17 protein-coding genes are annotated in these 19,021 nt (G+C 60.3%); 10 read left to right on the top strand and 7 right to left on the bottom strand.

The window, feature by feature from the left end; genetic code table 11:
* Positions 1-40 precede the first annotated feature (40 nt).
* The 7 genes from cmoB to ccsA all read right to left on the bottom strand — a co-directional run bounded on the left by cmoB (position 41) and on the right by ccsA (position 8,720).
* Complete coding sequence (gene cmoB, locus HU762_RS07310) at positions 41-997, bottom strand: tRNA 5-methoxyuridine(34)/uridine 5-oxyacetic acid(34) synthase CmoB (protein WP_186634810.1); 957 nt, start codon at positions 995-997, stop codon at positions 41-43.
* Positions 994-1,773 carry a carboxy-S-adenosyl-L-methionine synthase CmoA gene (gene cmoA, locus HU762_RS07315; protein ID WP_186635480.1) on the bottom strand — a complete coding sequence of 260 codons (780 nt, stop codon included), beginning with the start codon at positions 1,771-1,773 and terminating at the stop codon, positions 994-996. The genes cmoB and cmoA overlap by 4 nt, the downstream gene beginning before the upstream one ends.
* A 44-nt stretch (positions 1,774-1,817) precedes the next feature.
* Positions 1,818-2,210 (bottom strand): protease inhibitor I42 family protein, encoded by a 393-nt coding sequence (locus HU762_RS07320; RefSeq protein ID WP_186634813.1) that lies wholly within the window; start codon positions 2,208-2,210, stop codon positions 1,818-1,820.
* Positions 2,211-2,345: 135 nt separating this feature from the next.
* Positions 2,346-4,760, bottom strand: coding sequence for an endopeptidase La (gene lon / locus HU762_RS07325; protein ID WP_225923641.1), 2,415 nt, complete (start codon positions 4,758-4,760; stop codon positions 2,346-2,348).
* Positions 4,761-4,910: 150 nt separating this feature from the next.
* Positions 4,911-6,224, bottom strand: a complete 1,314-nt coding sequence (locus HU762_RS07330) for an MFS transporter (RefSeq protein WP_186634816.1) — start codon at positions 6,222-6,224, stop codon at positions 4,911-4,913.
* 429 nt (positions 6,225-6,653) lie between these two features.
* Positions 6,654-7,895 (bottom strand): transporter associated domain-containing protein, encoded by a 1,242-nt coding sequence (locus tag HU762_RS07335; RefSeq protein ID WP_186634831.1) that lies wholly within the window; start codon positions 7,893-7,895, stop codon positions 6,654-6,656.
* Positions 7,896-7,907: 12 nt separating this feature from the next.
* A complete protein-coding gene (gene ccsA, locus HU762_RS07340; RefSeq protein WP_186611122.1) occupies positions 7,908-8,720 on the bottom strand; it encodes a cytochrome c biogenesis protein CcsA in 813 nt (270 codons plus the stop codon).
* Between the two features lie 205 nt (positions 8,721-8,925).
* On the opposite strand from ccsA, the gene ffh reads away from it, so the two are divergent.
* The 10 genes from ffh (at position 8,926) to HU762_RS07390 (ending at position 18,918) form a co-directional block, all read left to right on the top strand.
* A complete protein-coding gene (gene ffh / locus HU762_RS07345) occupies positions 8,926-10,302 on the top strand; it encodes a signal recognition particle protein (RefSeq protein ID WP_186634834.1) in 1,377 nt (458 codons plus the stop codon).
* 250 nt (positions 10,303-10,552) lie between these two features.
* Positions 10,553-10,804: a 30S ribosomal protein S16 gene (gene rpsP / locus HU762_RS07350; RefSeq protein WP_025212042.1), complete on the top strand. Its 252-nt coding sequence runs from the start codon at positions 10,553-10,555 to the stop codon at positions 10,802-10,804.
* A 5-nt stretch (positions 10,805-10,809) separates the two neighbouring features.
* Positions 10,810-11,346: a ribosome maturation factor RimM gene (rimM, locus tag HU762_RS07355; protein ID WP_186634837.1), complete on the top strand. Its 537-nt coding sequence runs from the start codon at positions 10,810-10,812 to the stop codon at positions 11,344-11,346.
* A complete protein-coding gene (gene trmD / locus HU762_RS07360; RefSeq protein WP_186611125.1) occupies positions 11,328-12,101 on the top strand; it encodes a tRNA (guanosine(37)-N1)-methyltransferase TrmD in 774 nt (257 codons plus the stop codon). The genes rimM and trmD overlap by 19 nt, the downstream gene beginning before the upstream one ends.
* 45 nt (positions 12,102-12,146) lie before the next feature.
* The gene (gene rplS / locus HU762_RS07365; RefSeq protein ID WP_003175895.1) at positions 12,147-12,497 is read left to right on the top strand and encodes a 50S ribosomal protein L19; all 351 of its coding nucleotides are present in this window, start codon (positions 12,147-12,149) and stop codon (positions 12,495-12,497) included.
* A 132-nt stretch (positions 12,498-12,629) separates the two neighbouring features.
* Entirely contained in the window at positions 12,630-13,526 is an 897-nt protein-coding gene (xerD, locus tag HU762_RS07370) for a site-specific tyrosine recombinase XerD (RefSeq protein ID WP_186634840.1), read from the top strand.
* Between the two features lie 180 nt (positions 13,527-13,706).
* Positions 13,707-14,438 (top strand): bifunctional protein-disulfide isomerase/oxidoreductase DsbC, encoded by a 732-nt coding sequence (gene dsbC / locus HU762_RS07375; protein WP_186611127.1) that lies wholly within the window; start codon positions 13,707-13,709, stop codon positions 14,436-14,438.
* A 132-nt stretch (positions 14,439-14,570) separates the two neighbouring features.
* Positions 14,571-15,875: a homoserine dehydrogenase gene (locus tag HU762_RS07380; protein WP_030139555.1), complete on the top strand. Its 1,305-nt coding sequence runs from the start codon at positions 14,571-14,573 to the stop codon at positions 15,873-15,875.
* A 146-nt stretch (positions 15,876-16,021) separates the two neighbouring features.
* Positions 16,022-17,431 carry a threonine synthase gene (thrC, locus tag HU762_RS07385; protein WP_186634843.1) on the top strand — a complete coding sequence of 470 codons (1,410 nt, stop codon included), beginning with the start codon at positions 16,022-16,024 and terminating at the stop codon, positions 17,429-17,431.
* 119 nt (positions 17,432-17,550) lie between these two features.
* Complete coding sequence (locus HU762_RS07390; RefSeq protein WP_186634846.1) at positions 17,551-18,918, top strand: transporter substrate-binding domain-containing protein; 1,368 nt, start codon at positions 17,551-17,553, stop codon at positions 18,916-18,918.
* Positions 18,919-19,021: the final 103 nt, after the last annotated feature.

A 19,021-nucleotide genomic window follows, 5' to 3' on the forward strand; every position in this document is an offset into this window, starting at 1 on the left:
TGGCAAGCCTGGATTGCAGCGGCGGATCTGCGCTGTCTGTTTATTTGCGCGCCACAATCACCGCTCGCATCGGCGCCGGCAGCCCTTCGATGGTCTTGCTGTGGTCGGTGGGGTCGAGGAAGTCGCTCAGCGACTGGTACTTCATCCATTCGGTGCTGCGCTGTTCTTCGACGGTGGTCAGGCTTACGTCCACGCAACGCACGTCGCTGAACCCGGCACGGCGCAGCCAGCGTTCCAAGGCCGGGACCGACGGCAGGAACCACACGTTGCGCATCTGCGCGTAGCGGTCCTCGGGCACTAGCACCTGGTGCTCGTCGCCTTCGATCACGAGGGTTTCCAGCACCAGTTCGCCGCCTTTGACCAGGCAATCCTTCAAGGCCAGCAAGTGTTCGATCGGCGAGCGGCGGTGATAGAACACGCCCATGGAAAACACCGTGTCGAAGCCTTCCAGTTCCGGCGGCAGGGCCTCGAACGGGAACGGCAGGTGCCAGGCGTTGGGCTGCGACAGGTAACGCTGCACGGCCTGGAACTGACAGAAGAATAACCAGTTGGGATCGACACCGATCACCGTGTCGGCCCCGGCGCCCAGCATGCGCCACATGTAATAGCCGTTGCCGCAACCCACGTCGAGGATGCGCTTGCCCGCAAGGTCCAGGTGCGGCGCCACCCGCGACCACTTCCAGTCCGAGCGCCATTCGGTGTCGACGTGCACGCCAAACAGATCGAACGGCCCTTTGCGCCATGGCGACAGGCCCATCAGCGCCGTGCGCATCTGCACACGGGTTTCGTCGGAGCAATCGACATCCAGCGTCAGACCGTTCAGCAAGTCCACTGTGGTTGGCTGCAAGTCCGGCAAAGCATCAAGGGCGCTTTGCCAGCGCTCCAGATCGCCATGGCCCTTTTCCATTTTGCTGTCGAGCTGCGCCTGCAGCGTTGCGGCCCATTCGGCCAGCGGCGTGCCAGCCAGATGGTGGGTGAGGGGCGACAGATCAATCATGGCAGGGCAATCAACGAGGCGAAGTTAAGACACTGGAACCACGGCACGACTTTCGAGAAACCGGCCGCCAGCAGGCGCTCGCGGTGTTCGTCGAGGCTGTCGGGCTTCATGACGTTTTCGATGGCGCTGCGTTTCTGGGCGATTTCCAGCTCGCTGTAGCCGTTGGCGCGCTTGAACGCCACGTGCAGGTCGGTGAGCAGCGTGTGTTCCTCGGCATCGTTGAAGCGCAGCTTCTCCGAGAGGATCAAGGCACCGCCGGGCAGCAACGACTGGTGGATGCGACTCAGGAGTGCGGTTCGCTGGTCCGGCGCGATAAATTGCAGAGTGAAGTTCAACGCCACCACCGAGGCGGGCTGAAACTCGAGGGCAAGGATGTCGCCTTCGATCACTTCTACCGGCAGCAATTCCTGGAACATCGAGTCCTGGCCGTTGAGGTACTCGCGGCAGCGCTCGACCATGGCCGTCGAGTTATCCACGGCAATCACGCGGCAACCGTCGGTGCGCACGTGACGGCGCAGCGCCTGGGTCACCGCGCCCAGGGACGAACCCAAGTCGTAGAGCACGCTGCCCGGCTGGGCAAATTGCGCCGCGAGCACGCCGAGGTTCTCGACGATGGTCGGGTAACCCGGTACCGAACGCTTGATCATGTCCGGAAACACCCGCACCACGTCTTCATTGAAAGCGAAGTCAGGCACCTGGGCCAAGGGTTGGGCGAATAGGCGATCGGGTTCTTTGCTCACGGCGGTTCCGGTGGCAGGGGTGGAAAAGGCCGGCATTTTAACCAAAAAAACCATGAGCGCGAGCTTTGTTCAGGGGAACGTCAATTCACCGAAATGGCGCACTCAAAGGTTTCGACCGGTGGCACTTCCGGTGCCCAGGGCTGTTGATACGTCAGGCGTAATTTCCCGGTTCCGCCGGCAAACGCCTGGAAGCGCCAGGTGGACACTCCTGCGGCGCCGACAATGCCCGCGTCTTCGGGGTTGCGGTAAACCTCTGGCCCCAAGGCTTTCAGCACGCCACCCGCTGAATCCTGGATCGCCCAGCGATAACCGGTGCTGGGATTGCTCGGCAAACTCAGGATCAGGTTCTGCCCATTGTTGAGTTGCACGGGGCATTGGCTCTGTTTCTCCACCGTCACGTTTTGTTTTGGCTGCGTGGCGCAGGCGCTCAACAGGGCGAGGCTGACAGGGACGAGCAAGCGGGTGAGGGACATAAAGGCTCCGGCATTCACGACGAACGGCGAGCATAACCGAAGATGCCACGGGGTGTGTCGGGCGGGATGCGTTGCCTGTGGAGGCCCCCTCGCGCGCGAAGCTCGCGATGGGGCCGTACAGCCACTACATGAGTATCAGAACAACACCTTCGCCACATCCGCGAACCGCTTGGCAAAGTGCACCGTGACGCCTTCCTTGAGATAGTCCGGCAGTTCTTCGAAGTTGCCCCGGTTGGCTTCCGGCAGGATCAGTTCGTTGATTTTCTGCCGCCGCGCCGCGATGACTTTCTCGCGTACGCCGCCAATCGGCAGGACATGTCCGGTGAGGGTCAGTTCGCCGGTCATGGCCACGCCTTTTTTCGGTGCCTGGTTGCGCGCCAGGGACAGCAAGGCGCTAGCCATGGTTACGCCGGCGCTCGGGCCGTCCTTGGGCGTGGCGCCCTCCGGTACGTGCAGATGCACAAAAGCCTCGTCGAAGAACTTCGGATCCCCACCGAACTGCTTCAGGTGAGAACTGACGTAGCTGTGGGCGATTTCAGCTGATTCCTTCATCACCTCGCCCAGTTGCCCGGTGAGCTTGAAACCACGATTAAGGGTGTGAATGCGCGTCGCTTCGATCGGCAGGGTTGCACCGCCCATGCTGGTCCAGGCCAGTCCGGTAATCACGCCGACGCCGGACAGCACCTGTTCATTGCGGAACACGGGTTTGCCCAGCGAGGCTTCAAGGTCCTTCGGCCCGAGCTTGATCACCGCTTTTGGATCGTCGATCAGCTTCATGACCGCCTTGCGTACCAGTTTGCCCAGTTGCTTTTCCAACTGGCGTACCCCGGCCTCGCGAGCATAACCGTCGATCAAGGCCTTGAGGGCGCTGTCATTGATACTGAGGCTGCCCTTGGACACACCCGCCTTGGCCAGTTGCTTGGGCCACAAGTGGCGCTTGGCGATGGCGACTTTCTCTTCGGTGATGTAACCCGACAGGCGGATCACTTCCATGCGGTCCAGCAGCGGGCCAGGAATCGAGTCCAGCGTGTTGGCGGTGCAGATGAACAGCACTTTTGACAAGTCCAGGCGCATGTCCAGGTAATGATCCAGAAACTCGACGTTCTGCTCGGGGTCAAGGGTTTCCAGCAACGCGGAGGCCGGGTCGCCCTGGTAGCTCTGGCCCATTTTGTCGATTTCATCGAGCATGATCACCGGGTTCATCACTTCGACGTCCTTGAGCGCCTGCACCAGCTTGCCCGGCTGGGCGCCGATGTAGGTGCGCCGATGCCCCTTGATCTCGGCCTCGTCGCGCATGCCGCCGACGCTGAAGCGGTAGAACGGTCGCCCGAGGGATTCGGCAATCGACTTGCCTACGCTGGTCTTGCCCACGCCCGGCGGGCCGACCAGCAAGACGATGGAACCGCTGATCTCGCCTTTGTAGGCGCCCACCGCGAGAAATTCCAGGATACGGTCCTTGATGTCATCCAGGCCGGCGTGATGCTGGTCGAGGATCTTGCGGGCATGCTTGAGCTCCAGTTTGTCCTGGCCAAACACGCCCCACGGCACCGAGGTCGCCCAGTCGAGATAATTGCGGGTAACGGCATACTCCGGTGAGCCGGTTTCGAGGATCGAGAGCTTGTTCATTTCCTCTTCGATGCGCTTCTGGGCCTGGGCCGGCAGCACCTTGCCTTCGAGGCGCTGCTCGAACTGTTCAAGGTCGGCGCTGCGGTCGTCCTTGGTCAGCCCCAGCTCCTGCTGGATGACCTTGAGCTGTTCCTTGAGGAAGAACTGGCGCTGGTGTTCGCCGATCTTGCTGTTGACCTCGGCGGAAATTTCTTTTTGCAGCCGCGCGACCTCCACTTCCTTGCGCAGCATCGGCAGCACTTTTTCCATGCGCTTGAGCATCGGCACGCAGTCGAGAACTTCCTGCAACTCGCTGCCGGTGGCGGAGGTGAGCGCGGCGGCGAAGTCGGTCAGGGGCGAAGGATCGTTGGGGCTGAAGCGGTTGAGGTAGTTCTTCAGCTCTTCGCTGTACAGTGGATTGAGCGGCAGCAGTTCCTTGATCGCATTGATCAGCGCCATGCCGTAGGCCTTGACCTCGTCGGTCGGCTCGCTTGGTTGGTGCGGGTATTCGACTTCCACCAGGTAAGGCGGGCGATGGTGCTTGAGCCAGGTGCGGATGCGCACGCGGGTAAGGCCTTGGGCGACGAACTGCAATTTGCCCGCTTCGCGACTGGCGTGGTGCACCTTCACCAGCGTGCCGTACAGCGGCAGCTTCGAGGTGTCGAAGTGGCGCGGGTCCTCTTGGGGCGAGTCCATGAAGAACAGCGCCAGGGAGTGATGATCGGACTTGGCCACCAGTTCCAGGGTTTCAGCCCACGGTTCTTCATTGACGATGACCGGCAGCACTTGGGCCGGGAAGAACGGACGGTTGTGGATGGGAATGATGTAGACCTTGTCCGGCAGGCTCTGGCCAGGCAGGGCCAGGCCGGTGCCGGAAACGGTGTGCTCGATGTGCTCGGCGTCTGCGTATTCGTTTGTGGCTTCAGTAGAGTGCTGGTCGCTCATGGGGCACCTGCGCAATGGAGTATGGATCTTAGATGGGGCAGGTGAGGGGTTGTTTCAATGCTGGACAATTGTGAGCGGTTATTTCATTGGCCTGTGTTCAGGCTGGCGACAGGTTGGCGTGGCGAGGGAGCTACCCCTCGCCACAGGGGCTCAGTCAATGCGATTCAGATCGTTGTGACGGGTTTCCTTCAAGCACAGGACCGCGATTACGCTGAGCGCTGCGGCGACGGAAACGTAACCGCCAACGTAGCTTAGGCCGCCCATCGCCACCAGTTTCTGGGCGAAGAACGGCGCCGCTGAGGCGCCGACGATGCCGCCGAGGTTGTAGGCAGCCGACGCGCCGGTGTAGCGCACATGCGTGGGAAACAGCTCCGGCAGCAACGCACCCATGGGCGCGAACGTTACCCCCATCAGGAACAGCTCGATGCACAGGAACAGCGCCACGCCCCACGTCGAGCCGTGGGTCAGCAGGGGCTCCATGAGGAAACCCGAGGCAATCGCCAGGACGCCACCGATGATCAGCACCGGCTTGCGCCCGTAGCGGTCGCTGGCCCAGGCCGACAGCGGCGTGGCGGCGGCCATGAACAACACGGCGAAGCACAGCAGGCCGAGGAAGGTTTCGCGGCTGTAGCCAAGGGTGGCGACGCCGTAGCTCAAGGAAAACACCGTCGAGATGTAGAACAGCGCATAACACACGACCATGGCGGCAGCGCCCAGCAATGTCGGTGCCCAGTACTGGCTGAACAGCTCGACCAGCGGGATCTTCACGCGTTCCTGGCGAGCCATGGCATTGGCGAATACCGGCGTTTCATGAAGTTTGAGCCGCACATAGAGGCCGACGATCACCAATACGGCACTGAGCAGGAACGGAATCCGCCAGCCCCAGGACCGGAACTGCTCGTCATCCAGGCTCATGGCCAGGGTCAGGAACAAACCGTTGGCAGCCAGGAAGCCGATGGAGGGGCCCAACTGGGGAAACATGCCGAACCAGGCCCGCTTGCCCTTGGGCGCGTTCTCGGTGGCGAGCAATGCTGCGCCGCCCCATTCACCGCCAAGCCCGAGGCCCTGGCCGAAACGCAGCAGGCACAACAGGATCGGCGCCCAGGCGCCGATGCTGGCGTAGCCGGGCAGCACGCCGATAAGCGTGGTGCACACGCCCATCAACAGCAGCGAGGCCACCAGCGTGGACTTGCGTCCGATCCTGTCGCCGAAATGGCCGAACAGCGCCGAACCCAGCGGGCGGGCGAGAAACGCGATACCGAACGTCAGGAAGGACGACAGCATCTGTGCCGTGCCTGAGGTCTGCGGGAAAAACACCGGCCCGATCACCAGTGCGGCGGCGGTGGCGTAGACGTAGAAGTCATAGAACTCGATGGCGGTGCCGATGAAGCTCGCGGTCGCCACGCGGGTCGCCGAGTTGGTCGGTTGCGAGGCCACGGTGTCGTTGCAAGTGGTGGTTGTCATGCGGTTATCCCTGACAGTCATGTGCTCCGTTGGAGCGAATTATTATGGTCGAACACCCAGGGATGTGGGTTAGGGCGCTGCCGCTGTTTCGGGTAGGAACAGTCGCAGGGTTGAAGCGGATACTGCCGGTGGACTGCACGAACTGTCCGAATGCAGGGTAGGCACGGGGCTCGGGCGGGGCTGGGTAAGCGGATTGAGTATAGGAAGGGGGCTAACGGATCGACAAGAGCGCTGGCGTACAATATCGGCGCTTGCGATGAGCTTTTTGTGGCGAGGGGATTTATCCCCGTTGGGTCGCGCAGCGGCCCCCAAAATGGTTAGCCCCAGTGGCATCCGGCTCAGGCATCGTTTTTTGGGACTGCTTCGCAGCCCAGCGGGGATAAATCCCCTCGCCACAACAGTGTTTCACCTTGAAAGCCTGTTGGGATTTCAGGAGACGGTGGGCACCGAACTGTTATGCCACACCAGCACCTGGCTCACGCGGTTGTCGACGGTTTCGATGATTTCCAGCCGGTAGCGGCCGATCTTCAGGCAAACCGGACTCTCGGGGATGGTTTCCAGCGCCTCGGTCACCAGCCCGTTGAGGGTCTTCGGGCCGTCGCAAGGCAGATGCCAGCCCAGGGTCCTGTTCAGTTCGCGGATAGACGCCGCGCCATCGATCATCAAGCGCCCATCGGGCTGTGGATGGACGTGAGGGTTGTCGAGGCTGTGCTCGCTTTCAAACTCACCGACGATTTCTTCGAGGATGTCTTCCAGGGTCACGATGCCCAGCACTTCGCCGTATTCGTCCACCACCATGCCCAGACGCCGCTGTTGCTTGTGGAAGTTCAGCAATTGCAGCTGCAACGGGGTGCTTTCGGGCACGAAGTACGGTTCGTGGCAGGCCGTCAGCAGCGCTTCCTTGGTCAGGCTCGTATCCGCCAACAGGTGACGGATCTGGCGGGTGTTGAGCACGGCTTCGACCTGGTTGATGTCGCTGTGGAACACCGGCAGGCGGGTACGACGGTTCAGGCGCAACTGCTCGATGATATCGCCGATGGGATCGTCGAGGTTGATGCCGTCCACCTCGCTGCGGGGCACGAGGATGTCGTTGACGGTGATGTTGTCCAGCGCGTGGATACCGGAAACCGGATGCGCCCGACCGTGGCCGTGCTCCTGCTCGTGGTCGGTGCGCGGCGGTGCGGGCATTTCATCGTCGCTTTGCTGGACCGCGCCGCTCTTGCGGGCCAAGGGGTGCAGCAGCAACTGGCTGAGGCCATTGAGCAGCCAGGCTGCGGGATAAAGAATTTTCAATGGCACGCTGAGCAAGCTGTTGCCCACGTTGAGCACCGCATCGGGGTGACGGGTGGCCAGGGTGCGTGGCAGGTAGTCGGCAAAAACCAGCAAGGCCGCGCCGCTGCCGAGCCAGGCCAGCCAGGGGCCATTTTCCAACCAGGTGAAAATAGCCAGCCAAGTGCCGATGACCACGGCGAGGGCGCGACAGAGGGTATTGCAGAGGACCAGGCTGACCAGTGGGAAACTCAGCTTGGCCAGCGGCTTGTCGCTGGCGCGCGAGGCCCTGCGCTGGGCCAGCAAGTGCTGTTGGGCGGCTTCGATGGCCGTGAACAGGGCCGACCAGAGGATCAGCACGACCATTACCGCAAACAATGGCCCCAAGGGCAGCCTATCCATCAGCGTCATCCATCAAATATGCAGGATGTATTCACGGACCAGCTTGCTGCCGAAGTAGGCCAGCATCAGCAGGCAGAACCCGGCCAGCGTCCAGCGTATGGCCTTGTGGCCGCGCCAGCCGAGACGGTTACGGCCCCACAGCAGCACGCTGAACACCACCCATGCCAGGCAAGCCAGTAACGTCTTGTGTACCAAATGCTGTGCAAACAGGTTTTCTACGAACAGCCAGCCGGAGATCAGCGACAGCGACAGCAACGTCCAGCCGGCCCAGAGAAAACCAAACAACAGGCTCTCCATGGTTTGCAGCGGTGGGAAGTTGCGGATCAGCCCGGACGGATGCTTGTGCTTGAGCTGGTGGTCCTGGATGAGCAGCAACAACGCCTGGAACACGGCGATAGTGAACAGGCCGTAGGCCAGGATCGACAGCAGGATATGCGCAAGGATGCCGGGTTCTTCGTCGATGATCTGCACCGTGCCCGACGGCGCGAACTGCGCCAGCAGCACCGTGGCCAATCCCAGCGGGAAGAGCAGCACCAGCAGGTTTTCCACGGGGATGCGCGAGCAGGCCAGCAGCGTCAGGGCAATCACGGCGACGGCGATCAGGCTGGCGGCGTTGAAAAAATCCAGGCCCAGGCCGATCGGCGTCATCAAGTGGGTAAAAAGGCTGGCCGCATGGCCGAGCACCGCCAGCACGCCCAGCGTGACCAGCAGGCGTTTGTTCGCCTTGGCGCCAGTCGCCAGGCGGGTACCCTGATAAAAGGTCGCAGCGGCATAAAGACAAGCGGCGGCGAGGGAGGCAAGCAAGCTGGGTGACAAGGGGAGCATAAATCCTGTTAGGCAGGCCCGAAAGGCGCGAGTTTGGCATAGAACCCCCATCGCACGAAAGACCACCGCAACCGACAGCGAGGTGTACGTCGCGCGCTTCTTCGCTATAATCCGCGACCTGCCCACGCCGCAGGCTCGCCGAGCACATATTTCACGGTCTGGGCCGCCATTATCCCGGTCTCATCTGGGCCTGAAAGGATCGCGCATGTTTGAAAACCTAACCGACCGTCTCTCGCAGACGCTGCGCCATGTCACCGGCAAGGCGAAACTGACCGAGGACAACATCAAAGACACCCTGCGCGAAGTGCGCATGGCGTTGCTCGAAGCCGACGTCGCCCTGCCGGTGGTCAAGGACTTCGTCAATTCGGTCAAGGAGCGCGCCGTCGGCGCCGAAGTGTCGCGCAGCCTGACGCCGGGCCAGGCGTTCGTGAAGATCGTCCAGGCCGAACTCGAAAGCCTGATGGGCGCCGCCAACGAAGACTTGAACCTGAGCGCCGTGCCGCCAGCCGTGGTGCTGATGGCCGGCCTGCAGGGCGCGGGCAAGACCACCACCGCCGGCAAGCTGGCGCGCTTCCTTAAAGAGCGCAAGAAGAAGTCGGTAATGGTCGTGTCGGCGGACATCTACCGTCCGGCGGCGATCAAGCAGCTGGAGACCCTGGCCAACGAGATCGGCGTGACGTTCTTTCCGTCCGACCTGAGCCAGAAGCCGGTGGACATCGCCCAGGCGGCTATTAAAGAAGCAAAACTGAAATTCATCGACGTGGTCATCGTCGATACCGCCGGTCGCCTGCACATCGATGAAGAGATGATGGGCGAGATCAAGGCGCTGCATGTCGCGATCAATCCGGTGGAAACCCTGTTCGTGGTCGATGCCATGACCGGCCAGGATGCGGCCAACACCGCCAAGGCCTTCGGTGACGCGCTGCCACTGACTGGCGTGATCCTGACCAAGGTCGACGGCGACGCCCGTGGCGGTGCCGCGCTGTCGGTGCGGGCCATCACCGGCAAGCCGATCAAGTTCATTGGCATGGGCGAGAAGAGCGAAGCGCTCGAACCGTTCCACCCCGAGCGTATCGCTTCGCGTATCCTCGGCATGGGCGACGTGCTCAGCCTGATCGAGCAGGCCGAACAGACCCTCGACAAGGACAAGGCCGACAAACTGGCCAAGAAACTGAAGAAGGGCAAGGGCTTCGACCTCGAAGACTTCCGCGACCAGTTGCAACAAATGAAGAACATGGGCGGCCTTGGCGGCCTCATGGACAAACTGCCGAACATCGGTGGCGTGAACCTGGCGCAGATGGGCAATGCCCAGGGCGCGGCTGAAAAGCAGTTCAAGCAGATGGAAGCCATCATCAACTCCATGACTCCGGCCGAGCGCCGCGACCCTGATCTGATCAGCGGCTCGCGCAAGCGTCGGATCGCCATGGGTTCCGGCACCCAGGTGCAGGACATCGGTCGCTTGATCAAGCAGCACAAGCAGATGCAGAAGATGATGAAGAAATTCTCCGCCAAGGGCGGAATGGCCAAGATGATGCGCGGCATGGGCGGTATGTTGCCCGGCGGCGGCATGCCGAAAATGTAAAGAATCCAGGCGTCGGCAGTCATGCCGGCGCTGCCCACGGGGACGTGGGATCTCCAGCCCGCTCGCTTCGGCGGGGGCTGACCAGCCGTTTTCAACGACGGCTTCATGGCAGATCTGAACGGCACGCTGATAGGCGCCGGAAAAAGTCATTTGCAAAAGTCCGGATATTCCTTAGAATATGCGGCCTTTCGGGCACCTATGCCCGCTGTGCATTTAGATTTGCAGCACCGACTACAGGAACGATGTTCACATGCTAACAATCCGTCTTGCCCTTGGCGGCTCCAAAAAGCGCCCGTTTTACCACCTGACCGTAACCGACAGCCGCAACCCGCGTGACGGTTCGCACAAGGAACAGGTTGGTTTCTTCAACCCTGTTGCCCGTGGCCAGGAAGTTCGTCTGTCCGTGAACCAAGAGCGCGTAGCCTACTGGCTGAGCGTTGGTGCACAACCTTCTGAGCGCGTTGCTCAGTTGTTGAAGGAAACGGCTAAGGCTGCGGCCTGAGCAATATGAACGCGACGCCAAAAGATGCTGATGATTTGATCGTTGTCGGCAAGATCTATTCTGTTCATGGCGTTCGCGGCGAAGTGAAGGTGTATTCCTTTACTGATCCGATCAAGAACCTGTTGGAGTACAAAAACTGGACGCTCAAGCGCGAAGGTAGCGTGAAACAGGTGGAGCTGGTCAGCGGACGTGGGAACGACAAGTTCCTGGTCGCCAAGCTCAAGGATCTCGATGATCGTGAAGAAGCGCGTCTTCTGGCCGGTTATGAGATCTGCGTGCCGCGCAACCTGTTCCCTGAACTGACCGACGGCGAGTACTACTGGTACCAGCTGGTGGGTCTGAAGGTCATCGACCACCTCGGGCAATTGCTCGGGAAAATCGATCACCTGCTCGAGACCGGTTCGAACGATGTCATGGTGGTCAAGCCTTGCGTCGGCAGCCTGGATGATCGCGAACGCCTGTTGCCCTATACCGAGCAATGCGTGTTGGCCGTCGACCTTGCCGCAGGCGAGATGAAGGTGGAATGGGATGCGGATTTCTAGACGTGGCTAATTTGCGCGTTGAAGTCATCACATTGTTTCCCGAGATGTTTTCCGCCATCAGCGAGTACGGCATAACCAGCCGCGCGGTGAAACAGGAGCTGTTGCAGCTCACCTGTTGGAATCCGCGGGACTACACCACGGATCGACATCACACTGTGGACGATCGCCCGTTTGGCGGTGGTCCGGGCATGGTGATGAAGATCAAGCCCCTGGAAGATGCGCTGGTTCAGGCCAGGACAGCAGCCGGGGAGGGTGCGAAGGTGATCTACCTGTCGCCCCAAGGCCGCCAGCTGACTCAGTCGGCGGTACGCGAGCTGGCGAATTCGGATGCATTGATCCTGATTGCCGGCCGTTATGAAGGCATTGACGAGCGTTTCATTGAAGCTCATGTCGATGAAGAGTGGTCGATTGGCGACTATGTACTGTCTGGCGGCGAGCTGCCGGCAATGGTGCTGATCGATGCGGTTACACGACTGCTGCCTGGAGCTTTAGGGCATGCGGATTCCGCTGAGGAAGATTCCTTTACGGATGGTCTGCTGGATTGCCCGCACTACACCCGACCGGAGGTGTATGCGGATCAGCGTGTTCCCGACGTGTTGCTAAGTGGCAACCACGCGCACATCCGGCGTTGGCGTTTACAGCAGTCCCTTGGTCGGACCTATGAACGACGCGCCGATCTTCTGGAAAGCCGCTCGCTTTCTGGAGAAGAGAAGAAGCTGCTCGAGGAATACATCCGCGAGCGGGACGATAGTTAACAACGTATCGATGGTAAGTCCGATGACTTGCCTTAGGAGCACAGCATGACTAACAAAATCATCCTTGCACTCGAAGCAGAGCAGATGACCAAAGAGATCCCTACCTTTGCCCCGGGCGACACCATTGTCGTTCAGGTGAAAGTGAAGGAAGGCGACCGTTCGCGTCTGCAAGCGTTCGAAGGCGTTGTTATCGCCAAGCGTAACCGCGGCGTAAACAGTGCATTCACCGTTCGTAAAATCTCCAACGGTGTTGGCGTAGAGCGTACTTTCCAGACCTACAGCCCGCAAATCGACAGCATGGCCGTGAAACGCCGTGGTGACGTGCGTAAAGCCAAGCTGTACTACCTGCGTGACCTGTCCGGTAAAGCAGCTCGCATCAAGGAAAAACTGGCTTAAGTCCAGCTTCCGATGCAAAAAAAGCAGCCTGCGGGCTGCTTTTTTGTTGCCTGCGATTTGCTCTTTGAGCACCCTGCCTGTCTTCGTTCTCCGTTTCGATGCCGTTTACACCTGCATCCAGTATGAGTTTTTATGCCTGCCATTGATCATCCATTGATAGACCAGTTTCTCGATGCCCTGTGGCTGGAGAAGGGCCTGTCCGACAACACGCGGCAGGCCTATCGCAGCGACCTGGCATTGTTCAACGGTTGGTTGCAGGAAAAGAACCTGGAATTGGCCAATGCCGGGCGGGAGTTGATCCTCGATCATCTGGCGTGGCGCCTGGAGCAGAACTACAAGCCCCGCTCGACCGCGCGGTTTCTCTCCGGTCTGCGTGGCTTTTATCGCTATCTGCTGCGGGAAAAACTGATTGCGGTAGACCCGACCTTGCGCGTGGAAATGCCGCAACTGGGGCGTCCGCTGCCCAAATCCCTGTCGGAAGCCGATGTGGAGGCGCTGCTGGCGGCGCCCGACCTCGGCGAAGCCATCGGTCAACGCGACCGGGCAATGTTGGAAGTCCTGTATGCCTGCGGCCTGCGCGTCACCGAATTGATCAGCCTGACCTTGGAGCAAGTGAATCTGCGCCAGGGCGTGTTGCGGGTCATGGGCAAGGGCAGCAAGGAGCGGCTGGTGCCGATGGGCGAGGAAGCGATTGTCTGGGTCGAGCGCTACATGCGTGATGCCCGTCATGAACTGCTGGGCGGACGTCCCAGCGATGTGCTGTTTCCCAGCCTGCGCGGCGAGCAAATGACTCGCCAGACGTTTTGGCATCGTATCAAGCACCAGGCCAAGGTGGCCGGGATCAACAAATCCCTCTCTCCCCACACCTTGCGCCATGCCTTTGCCACGCACCTGCTCAATCACGGCGCCGACCTGCGGGTAGTGCAGATGCTGCTCGGTCATAGCGATCTGTCCACTACTCAGATTTACACCCACGTCGCCCGGGCGCGGTTGCAGGATCTGCATGCCAAGCATCATCCACGCGGCTGAGTGGCGTACCGCCCTCGCCACGGCTATTGATCCTGGTCCGTTGTGTTTTCTCTTGCGACAGCTGCATTCGGCCCCGCGGGCCTTATGTGGTAGGCTTTGCCGGTTTGCACAGTGGGCGGCTGGAACCCGGATCTGCGGGTCGGCGTTTCCCCGTCCCATTTGTCCGCCTCAGGAGTCCCCATGCGTTTGATCCAGTTGTTTACAGCCGCCGCCATTGCGTTGGCCAGCACCTTTGCTTTCGCCGACGACGCGGCTGACCAGGCTATCCGCAAGAGCCTGGCCAACCTTGAGCTTGAAGTGCCGATCGAAGCCATCACTGCCAGCCCCATGTCCGGCCTGTATGAAGTCAAGCTCCAGGGCAGCCGCGTGCTGTATGCCAGCGCCGATGGCCAGTACATCGTCCAGGGCAACCTGTTCGCACTCAAGGGCGGCAAGCCGGTCAATCTCACCGAGATCACCGAACGCCAGGGCGTTTCCAAGCTGATCAACGGCATTCCGGTTGCCGAAACCGTGGTCTATCCGGCGGTCGGCGAAACCAAGTCCCACATTACCGTCTTCACCGATACCACCTGCCCGTATTGCCACAAGCTGCACGCCGAAGTGCCGGAGCTGAACAAGCGCGGCATTGAAGTGCGTTATGTGGCGTTCCCGCGCCAGGGCCTGGGGTCGCCAGGTGATGAGCAACTGCAGGCGGTCTGGTGCTCGAAGGACAAAAAAGCGGCCATGGATAAAATGGTCGATGGCAAGGAAATCAAGGCCGCCAAGTGCGAGAACCCGGTTTCCAAGCAATTCGCGCTGGGCCAGTCCATCGGCGTGAACGGTACGCCGGCCATCGTTTTGGCGGACGGTCAGGTGATTCCGGGCTACCAGCCGGCGCCGCAAGTCGCCAAACTGGCCCTTGAGGCGAAATGATCATGGGCCGTGTGCTTCTGAAGATCACGGCTCGGCGAAAACTTTCGCTGGGCCGTTAAACACTAAGTCGCGTAGCTGCGCGGCTGTATTTCACGGCCGACCTTGCGTCGGCCGTTTCATGGGGAGTCAAGAGTGAATCCGGTCAAAGTAGGCATCTGTGGGTTAGGTACCGTCGGTGGCGGCACCTTCAACGTACTTCAGCGCAACGCCGAGGAAATTGCTCGTCGTGCCGGGCGTGGAATCGAAGTGGCACAAATTGCCATGCGCACGCCAAAGCCTCAGTTCCAGACGACCGGTATTGCGATTACCAACGATGTCTTCGAAGTGGCCACGAACCCTGAGATCGACATCGTGATAGAGCTGATGGGCGGCTATACCGTTGCCCGAGAGCTGGTACTCAAGGCCATCGAGAATGGCAAGCATGTGGTCACCGCGAACAAGGCGCTTATCGCCGTTCACGGTAATGAAATTTTCGCCAAGGCGCGTGAGAAAGGCGTAATCGTGGCGTTCGAAGCCGCCGTGGCCGGTGGCATCCCGGTGATCAAGGCGATTCGCGAGGGCCTGTCGGCCAACCGCATCAACTGGGTCGCGGGGATCATCAACGGCACCGGCAACTTCATCCTCACCGAGATGCGCGAGAAAGGGCGCACCTTCGAGGACGTGCTCACCGAGGCCCAGGCCCTGGGTTATGCCGAGGCTGATCCAACCTTCGATGTGGAAGGTATCGACGCGGCGCACAAGCTGACGATCCTGGCGTCTATCGCCTTTGGTATCCCGCTGCAGTTCGACAAGGCCTACACCGAAGGCATCACCAAGCTGACCACTGCCGACGTGAACTATGCCGAAGCCCTGGGCTACCGCATCAAACACCTGGGCGTGGCGCGCAGCACCGCCAGCGGCATCGAATTGCGAGTGCACCCGACGTTGATTCCGGCTGACCGCCTGATCGCCAATGTCAACGGCGTGATGAACGCGGTGATGGTCAATGGCGATGCCTCCGGCTCGACGCTGTTCTATGGCGCCGGTGCCGGCATGGAGCCGACCGCGTCTTCAGTGATCGCCGACCTGGTGGACGTGGTTCGCGCCATGACCTCCGATCCGGAAAACCGCGTGCCACACCTGGCCTTCCAGCCGGACTCGCTGTCGGCACATCCGATTCTTCCGATCGACGCTTGCGAAAGTGCCTACTACTTGCGCATCCAGGCCAAGGACCATCCGGGCGTATTGGCCCAGGTGGCGAGCATTCTCTCGGAGCGTGGCATCAACATCGAGTCGATCATGCAAAAGGAGGTCGAAGAACACGACGGCCTGGTGCCAATGATCCTGCTGACCCACCGCGTGGTCGAGCAGCGCATCAACGATGCGATTGCCGCATTGGAAGCCTTGCAGGGCGTGGTTGGCCCGGTGGTCCGTATCCGCGTCGAGCATTTGAATTGAAGCAGCTGCAAGCTCCGAGCTAAAAGCTGCAAGTTAAATCAATACAGCTCCAAGCCATGAGCTGCAAGCTACAAGTAAAAGCCCGGCTGCTTTTAACTTGTAGCTTGAAGCTTGAAGCTCGAAGCTCAAACCGAAGGTTTGCCCCTATGCGCTATATCAGCACCCGCGGCCAGGCACCGGCCCTGAATTTTGAAGATGTCCTGCTGGCCGGCCTGGCCACGGACGGCGGCCTCTACGTGCCGGAAAACCTACCGCGTTTCACTCAGGAAGAAATCGCCTCCTGGGCCGGCCTGCCGTACCACGAACTGGCCTTCCGCGTGATGCGCCCCTTCGTCACTGGCAGCATTCCAGACGCCGATTTCAAGAAGATCCTCGAAGAGACCTACGGGGTTTTTTCCCATAACGCTATCGCCCCGCTTCGCCAGCTCAACGGTAACGAATGGGTGATGGAGCTGTTCCACGGCCCGACCCTGGCCTTCAAGGATTTTGCCCTGCAATTGCTCGGTCGCTTGCTCGATTACGTGCTGCTAAAGCGTGGCGAGCGAGTGGTCATTGTCGGTGCGACCTCCGGTGATACCGGTTCGGCCGCCATCGAAGGCTGCAAGCATTGCGAGAACGTCGATATCTTCATCCTGCACCCGCACAACCGCGTCTCGGAAGTGCAGCGTCGGCAGATGACGACGATCTTTGGCGAAAACATCCACAATATCGCTATCGAAGGCAACTTCGATGACTGCCAGGAAATGGTCAAGGCCAGCTTCGCCGACCAGAGCTTCCTCAAGGGCACCCGGCTGGTGGCGGTGAACTCGATCAACTGGGCGCGGATCACGGCCCAGATCGTCTATTACTTCCACGCGGCCCTGCAGCTGGGCGGCCCGGCCCGTTCGGTGTCGTTCTCGGTGCCCACCGGCAACTTCGGCGACATCTTCGCCGGGTATCTGGCGCGCAACATGGGCCTGCCGATCAATCAGTTGATCGTCGCCACCAACCGCAACGACATCCTGCACCGCTTCATGAGCGGCAACCAGTACGTCAAGGAAACCCTGCACGCCACGTTGTCGCCTTCGATGGACATCATGGTGTCGTCGAACTTCGAGCGCTTGCTGTTCGACCTGCACGGTCGCAATGGCGCGGCGATTGCCGGCTTGATGGACAGCTTCCGCCAGGGCGGTGGTTTCAGCGTCGAGGCCGAACGCTGGACCGAAGCCCGCAAGTTGTTCGACTCCCTGGCGGTGGACGATGCGCAGACCTGCGAAACCATCGCCGAAGTGTTCGAACAGAGCGGCGAATTGCTCGATCCGCACACGGCGATTGGCGTAAGGGCCGCCCGTGAATGCCGTCGTAGCCTGGACATCCCCATGGTTATCCTTGGCACCGCTCACCCGGTCAAGTTTCCCGAAGCTGTGGAGAAAGCTGGCGTAGGAAAAGCGCTTGAACTGCCTGCACATCTTTCTGATTTGTTTGAGCGAAAAGAGCGGTGCACCGTATTGCCCAATGACTTGAAAGCCGTGCAGGCCTTTGTCAGTCAGCATGGTAACCGCGGCAAGCCTCTCTGACGTCCGCAAGCTGTCACATTTTGAAGCCCGTCTCCTGACGGGCTTTCTTGTTTCTGCATGCCAAACTGGCCGGGTTTTCGCCTTGGAGGGAGGGGCGAGTCATCTCGAAGGAAATGCAGATGTTGTTCTTTATCCGATGCAAACCAGCACTGAGCTGGATGATGGTTTTCACGCTGGCCTATTGGGCGCAGTGTGCAAGCGCCCAATTGGCGGCTTCCGGGCAATCACCGTTCGAGTCAGGAGGGCGGCTGGCGCTCGACGCCGATGAACTGAAATGGATCAGGGAAAATCCACGTGTCGTTGTTGCCTCGATGCAGTTCCCGCTGTATCTGTTCAAGGATGAGCATGGACGGTGGAATGGACTCACCGACGACATTCTCCGGCGCATCCAGGACATGACCGGGCTGGAGTTCGTCCATCGGGAATCGTTCTCCCCCGATCAATTGATGACGATGTTGCAAAATGGCGAAGCGGACTTGACGACGACCCTGGTGATGAACGACGAGCGCAGGGAGTTTCTGAGTTTCAGTCATGCATTTGGAGGGTCCGGTTGGGTATTTGTCAGTCGTCTTGGGGAACCGTTACTCCATTCGCTGAGCCAGCTCAACGGCAGGATTCTGGTATTGCCGGCACGGCATGCATTAGAAACGGAAATCAGGCGCGATTATCCGGCTATCGAGTTGCGTACAGTCAAGACCTATGGCGAGGCACGAGCCTTGGTCGAAAGCCGGGAAGCCTATGCCACCATCGAAAATGAAACCGGTGCGCACTTTTATCCCGCAGGGCACTTGCAAGTAGGCGGCAATCTGGAAAACCGGTGGGAGCCGGATTATCTGGCTGTTCGTCAGGAACTGCGGCCGTTGCTGGGTATTCTGAACAAGGCCCTGGAAGCTTTTCCGGCGGAAGACATGCGCGCGCTGCGCTCCAAGTGGCTGACGGGGTCGGTTTCCCCGCAAGCGCCTTCATCCTCGCTGCGCATCGCCCAGTGGGACTATTGGTGCGTGGCCGTGGTCGGGGTGTTCGGCCTGTTCTCGTTGCTATGGAACCGCCGCTTGCAAGCCCAGATCGACCAGCGCCTGAAGGCCGAGGCTGTCCTCAAAGACCAGTTGGCGTTCCAGCGAACGTTGATGAACGCCATTCCCGATCCGATCTTCATCCGTGATCTTGAGGGCCGCCTGATCATGTGCAATAAAAGTTATGAAGACCAGCTCGCGACTCGCTTCGAAATATTGCGCGGCACACGCCTGACGGACTCCGCGGCGTTTCCACTGGCGACTGCCGAACTGTTGCATGGGGAATTGATGGAACAACTGCTGACCCGTCAGCCGAGATTCGTAGATCGTCAGCTGATGTTCAGCAATGGACTGAGGGATATCTACCACTGGTCGGTGCCGTTTTATGGCAGTGATGGCCAGTTACGCGGTCTGCTGGGAGGGTGGGTTGATGTCCGGCCTCGAAGAAGCCGTTCCAACCGGTTCCTGGCTTGATTAACCGAATAGCCATGGTTGTTGTTTGTCTGTCACATTGGGCGCGCATCCTCGGTTGAACAGGGCGCAGGCGTGTCGGTTCGTTGCGCAGGCGAACTTTCTG

The sequence above is a fragment of the Pseudomonas sp. SWRI92 genome, assembly GCF_014268685.1.
GTDB classification, from domain to species: domain Bacteria; phylum Pseudomonadota; class Gammaproteobacteria; order Pseudomonadales; family Pseudomonadaceae; genus Aquipseudomonas; species Aquipseudomonas marvdashtae.

Excerpts from the sequence above, each read along its gene's own strand:
- cmoB (WP_186634810.1), bottom strand. The coding sequence starts at position 997 with ATGATTGATCTGTCGCCCCTCACCCACCATCTGGCTGGCACGCCGCTG.
- cmoA (WP_186635480.1), bottom strand. The coding sequence starts at position 1,773 with ATGCCGGCCTTTTCCACCCCTGCCACCGGAACCGCCGTGAGCAAAGAA.
- HU762_RS07320 (WP_186634813.1), bottom strand. The coding sequence starts at position 2,210 with ATGTCCCTCACCCGCTTGCTCGTCCCTGTCAGCCTCGCCCTGTTGAGC.
- lon (WP_225923641.1), bottom strand. The coding sequence starts at position 4,760 with ATGAGCGACCAGCACTCTACTGAAGCCACAAACGAATACGCAGACGCC.
- HU762_RS07330 (WP_186634816.1), bottom strand. The coding sequence starts at position 6,224 with ATGACAACCACCACTTGCAACGACACCGTGGCCTCGCAACCGACCAAC.
- HU762_RS07335 (WP_186634831.1), bottom strand. The coding sequence starts at position 7,895 with ATGGATAGGCTGCCCTTGGGGCCATTGTTTGCGGTAATGGTCGTGCTG.
- ccsA (WP_186611122.1), bottom strand. The coding sequence starts at position 8,720 with ATGCTCCCCTTGTCACCCAGCTTGCTTGCCTCCCTCGCCGCCGCTTGT.
- ffh (WP_186634834.1), top strand. The coding sequence starts at position 8,926 with ATGTTTGAAAACCTAACCGACCGTCTCTCGCAGACGCTGCGCCATGTC.
- rpsP (WP_025212042.1), top strand. The coding sequence starts at position 10,553 with ATGCTAACAATCCGTCTTGCCCTTGGCGGCTCCAAAAAGCGCCCGTTT.
- rimM (WP_186634837.1), top strand. The coding sequence starts at position 10,810 with ATGAACGCGACGCCAAAAGATGCTGATGATTTGATCGTTGTCGGCAAG.
- trmD (WP_186611125.1), top strand. The coding sequence starts at position 11,328 with ATGGGATGCGGATTTCTAGACGTGGCTAATTTGCGCGTTGAAGTCATC.
- rplS (WP_003175895.1), top strand. The coding sequence starts at position 12,147 with ATGACTAACAAAATCATCCTTGCACTCGAAGCAGAGCAGATGACCAAA.
- xerD (WP_186634840.1), top strand. The coding sequence starts at position 12,630 with ATGCCTGCCATTGATCATCCATTGATAGACCAGTTTCTCGATGCCCTG.
- dsbC (WP_186611127.1), top strand. The coding sequence starts at position 13,707 with ATGCGTTTGATCCAGTTGTTTACAGCCGCCGCCATTGCGTTGGCCAGC.
- thrC (WP_186634843.1), top strand. The coding sequence starts at position 16,022 with ATGCGCTATATCAGCACCCGCGGCCAGGCACCGGCCCTGAATTTTGAA.
- HU762_RS07390 (WP_186634846.1), top strand. The coding sequence starts at position 17,551 with ATGTTGTTCTTTATCCGATGCAAACCAGCACTGAGCTGGATGATGGTT.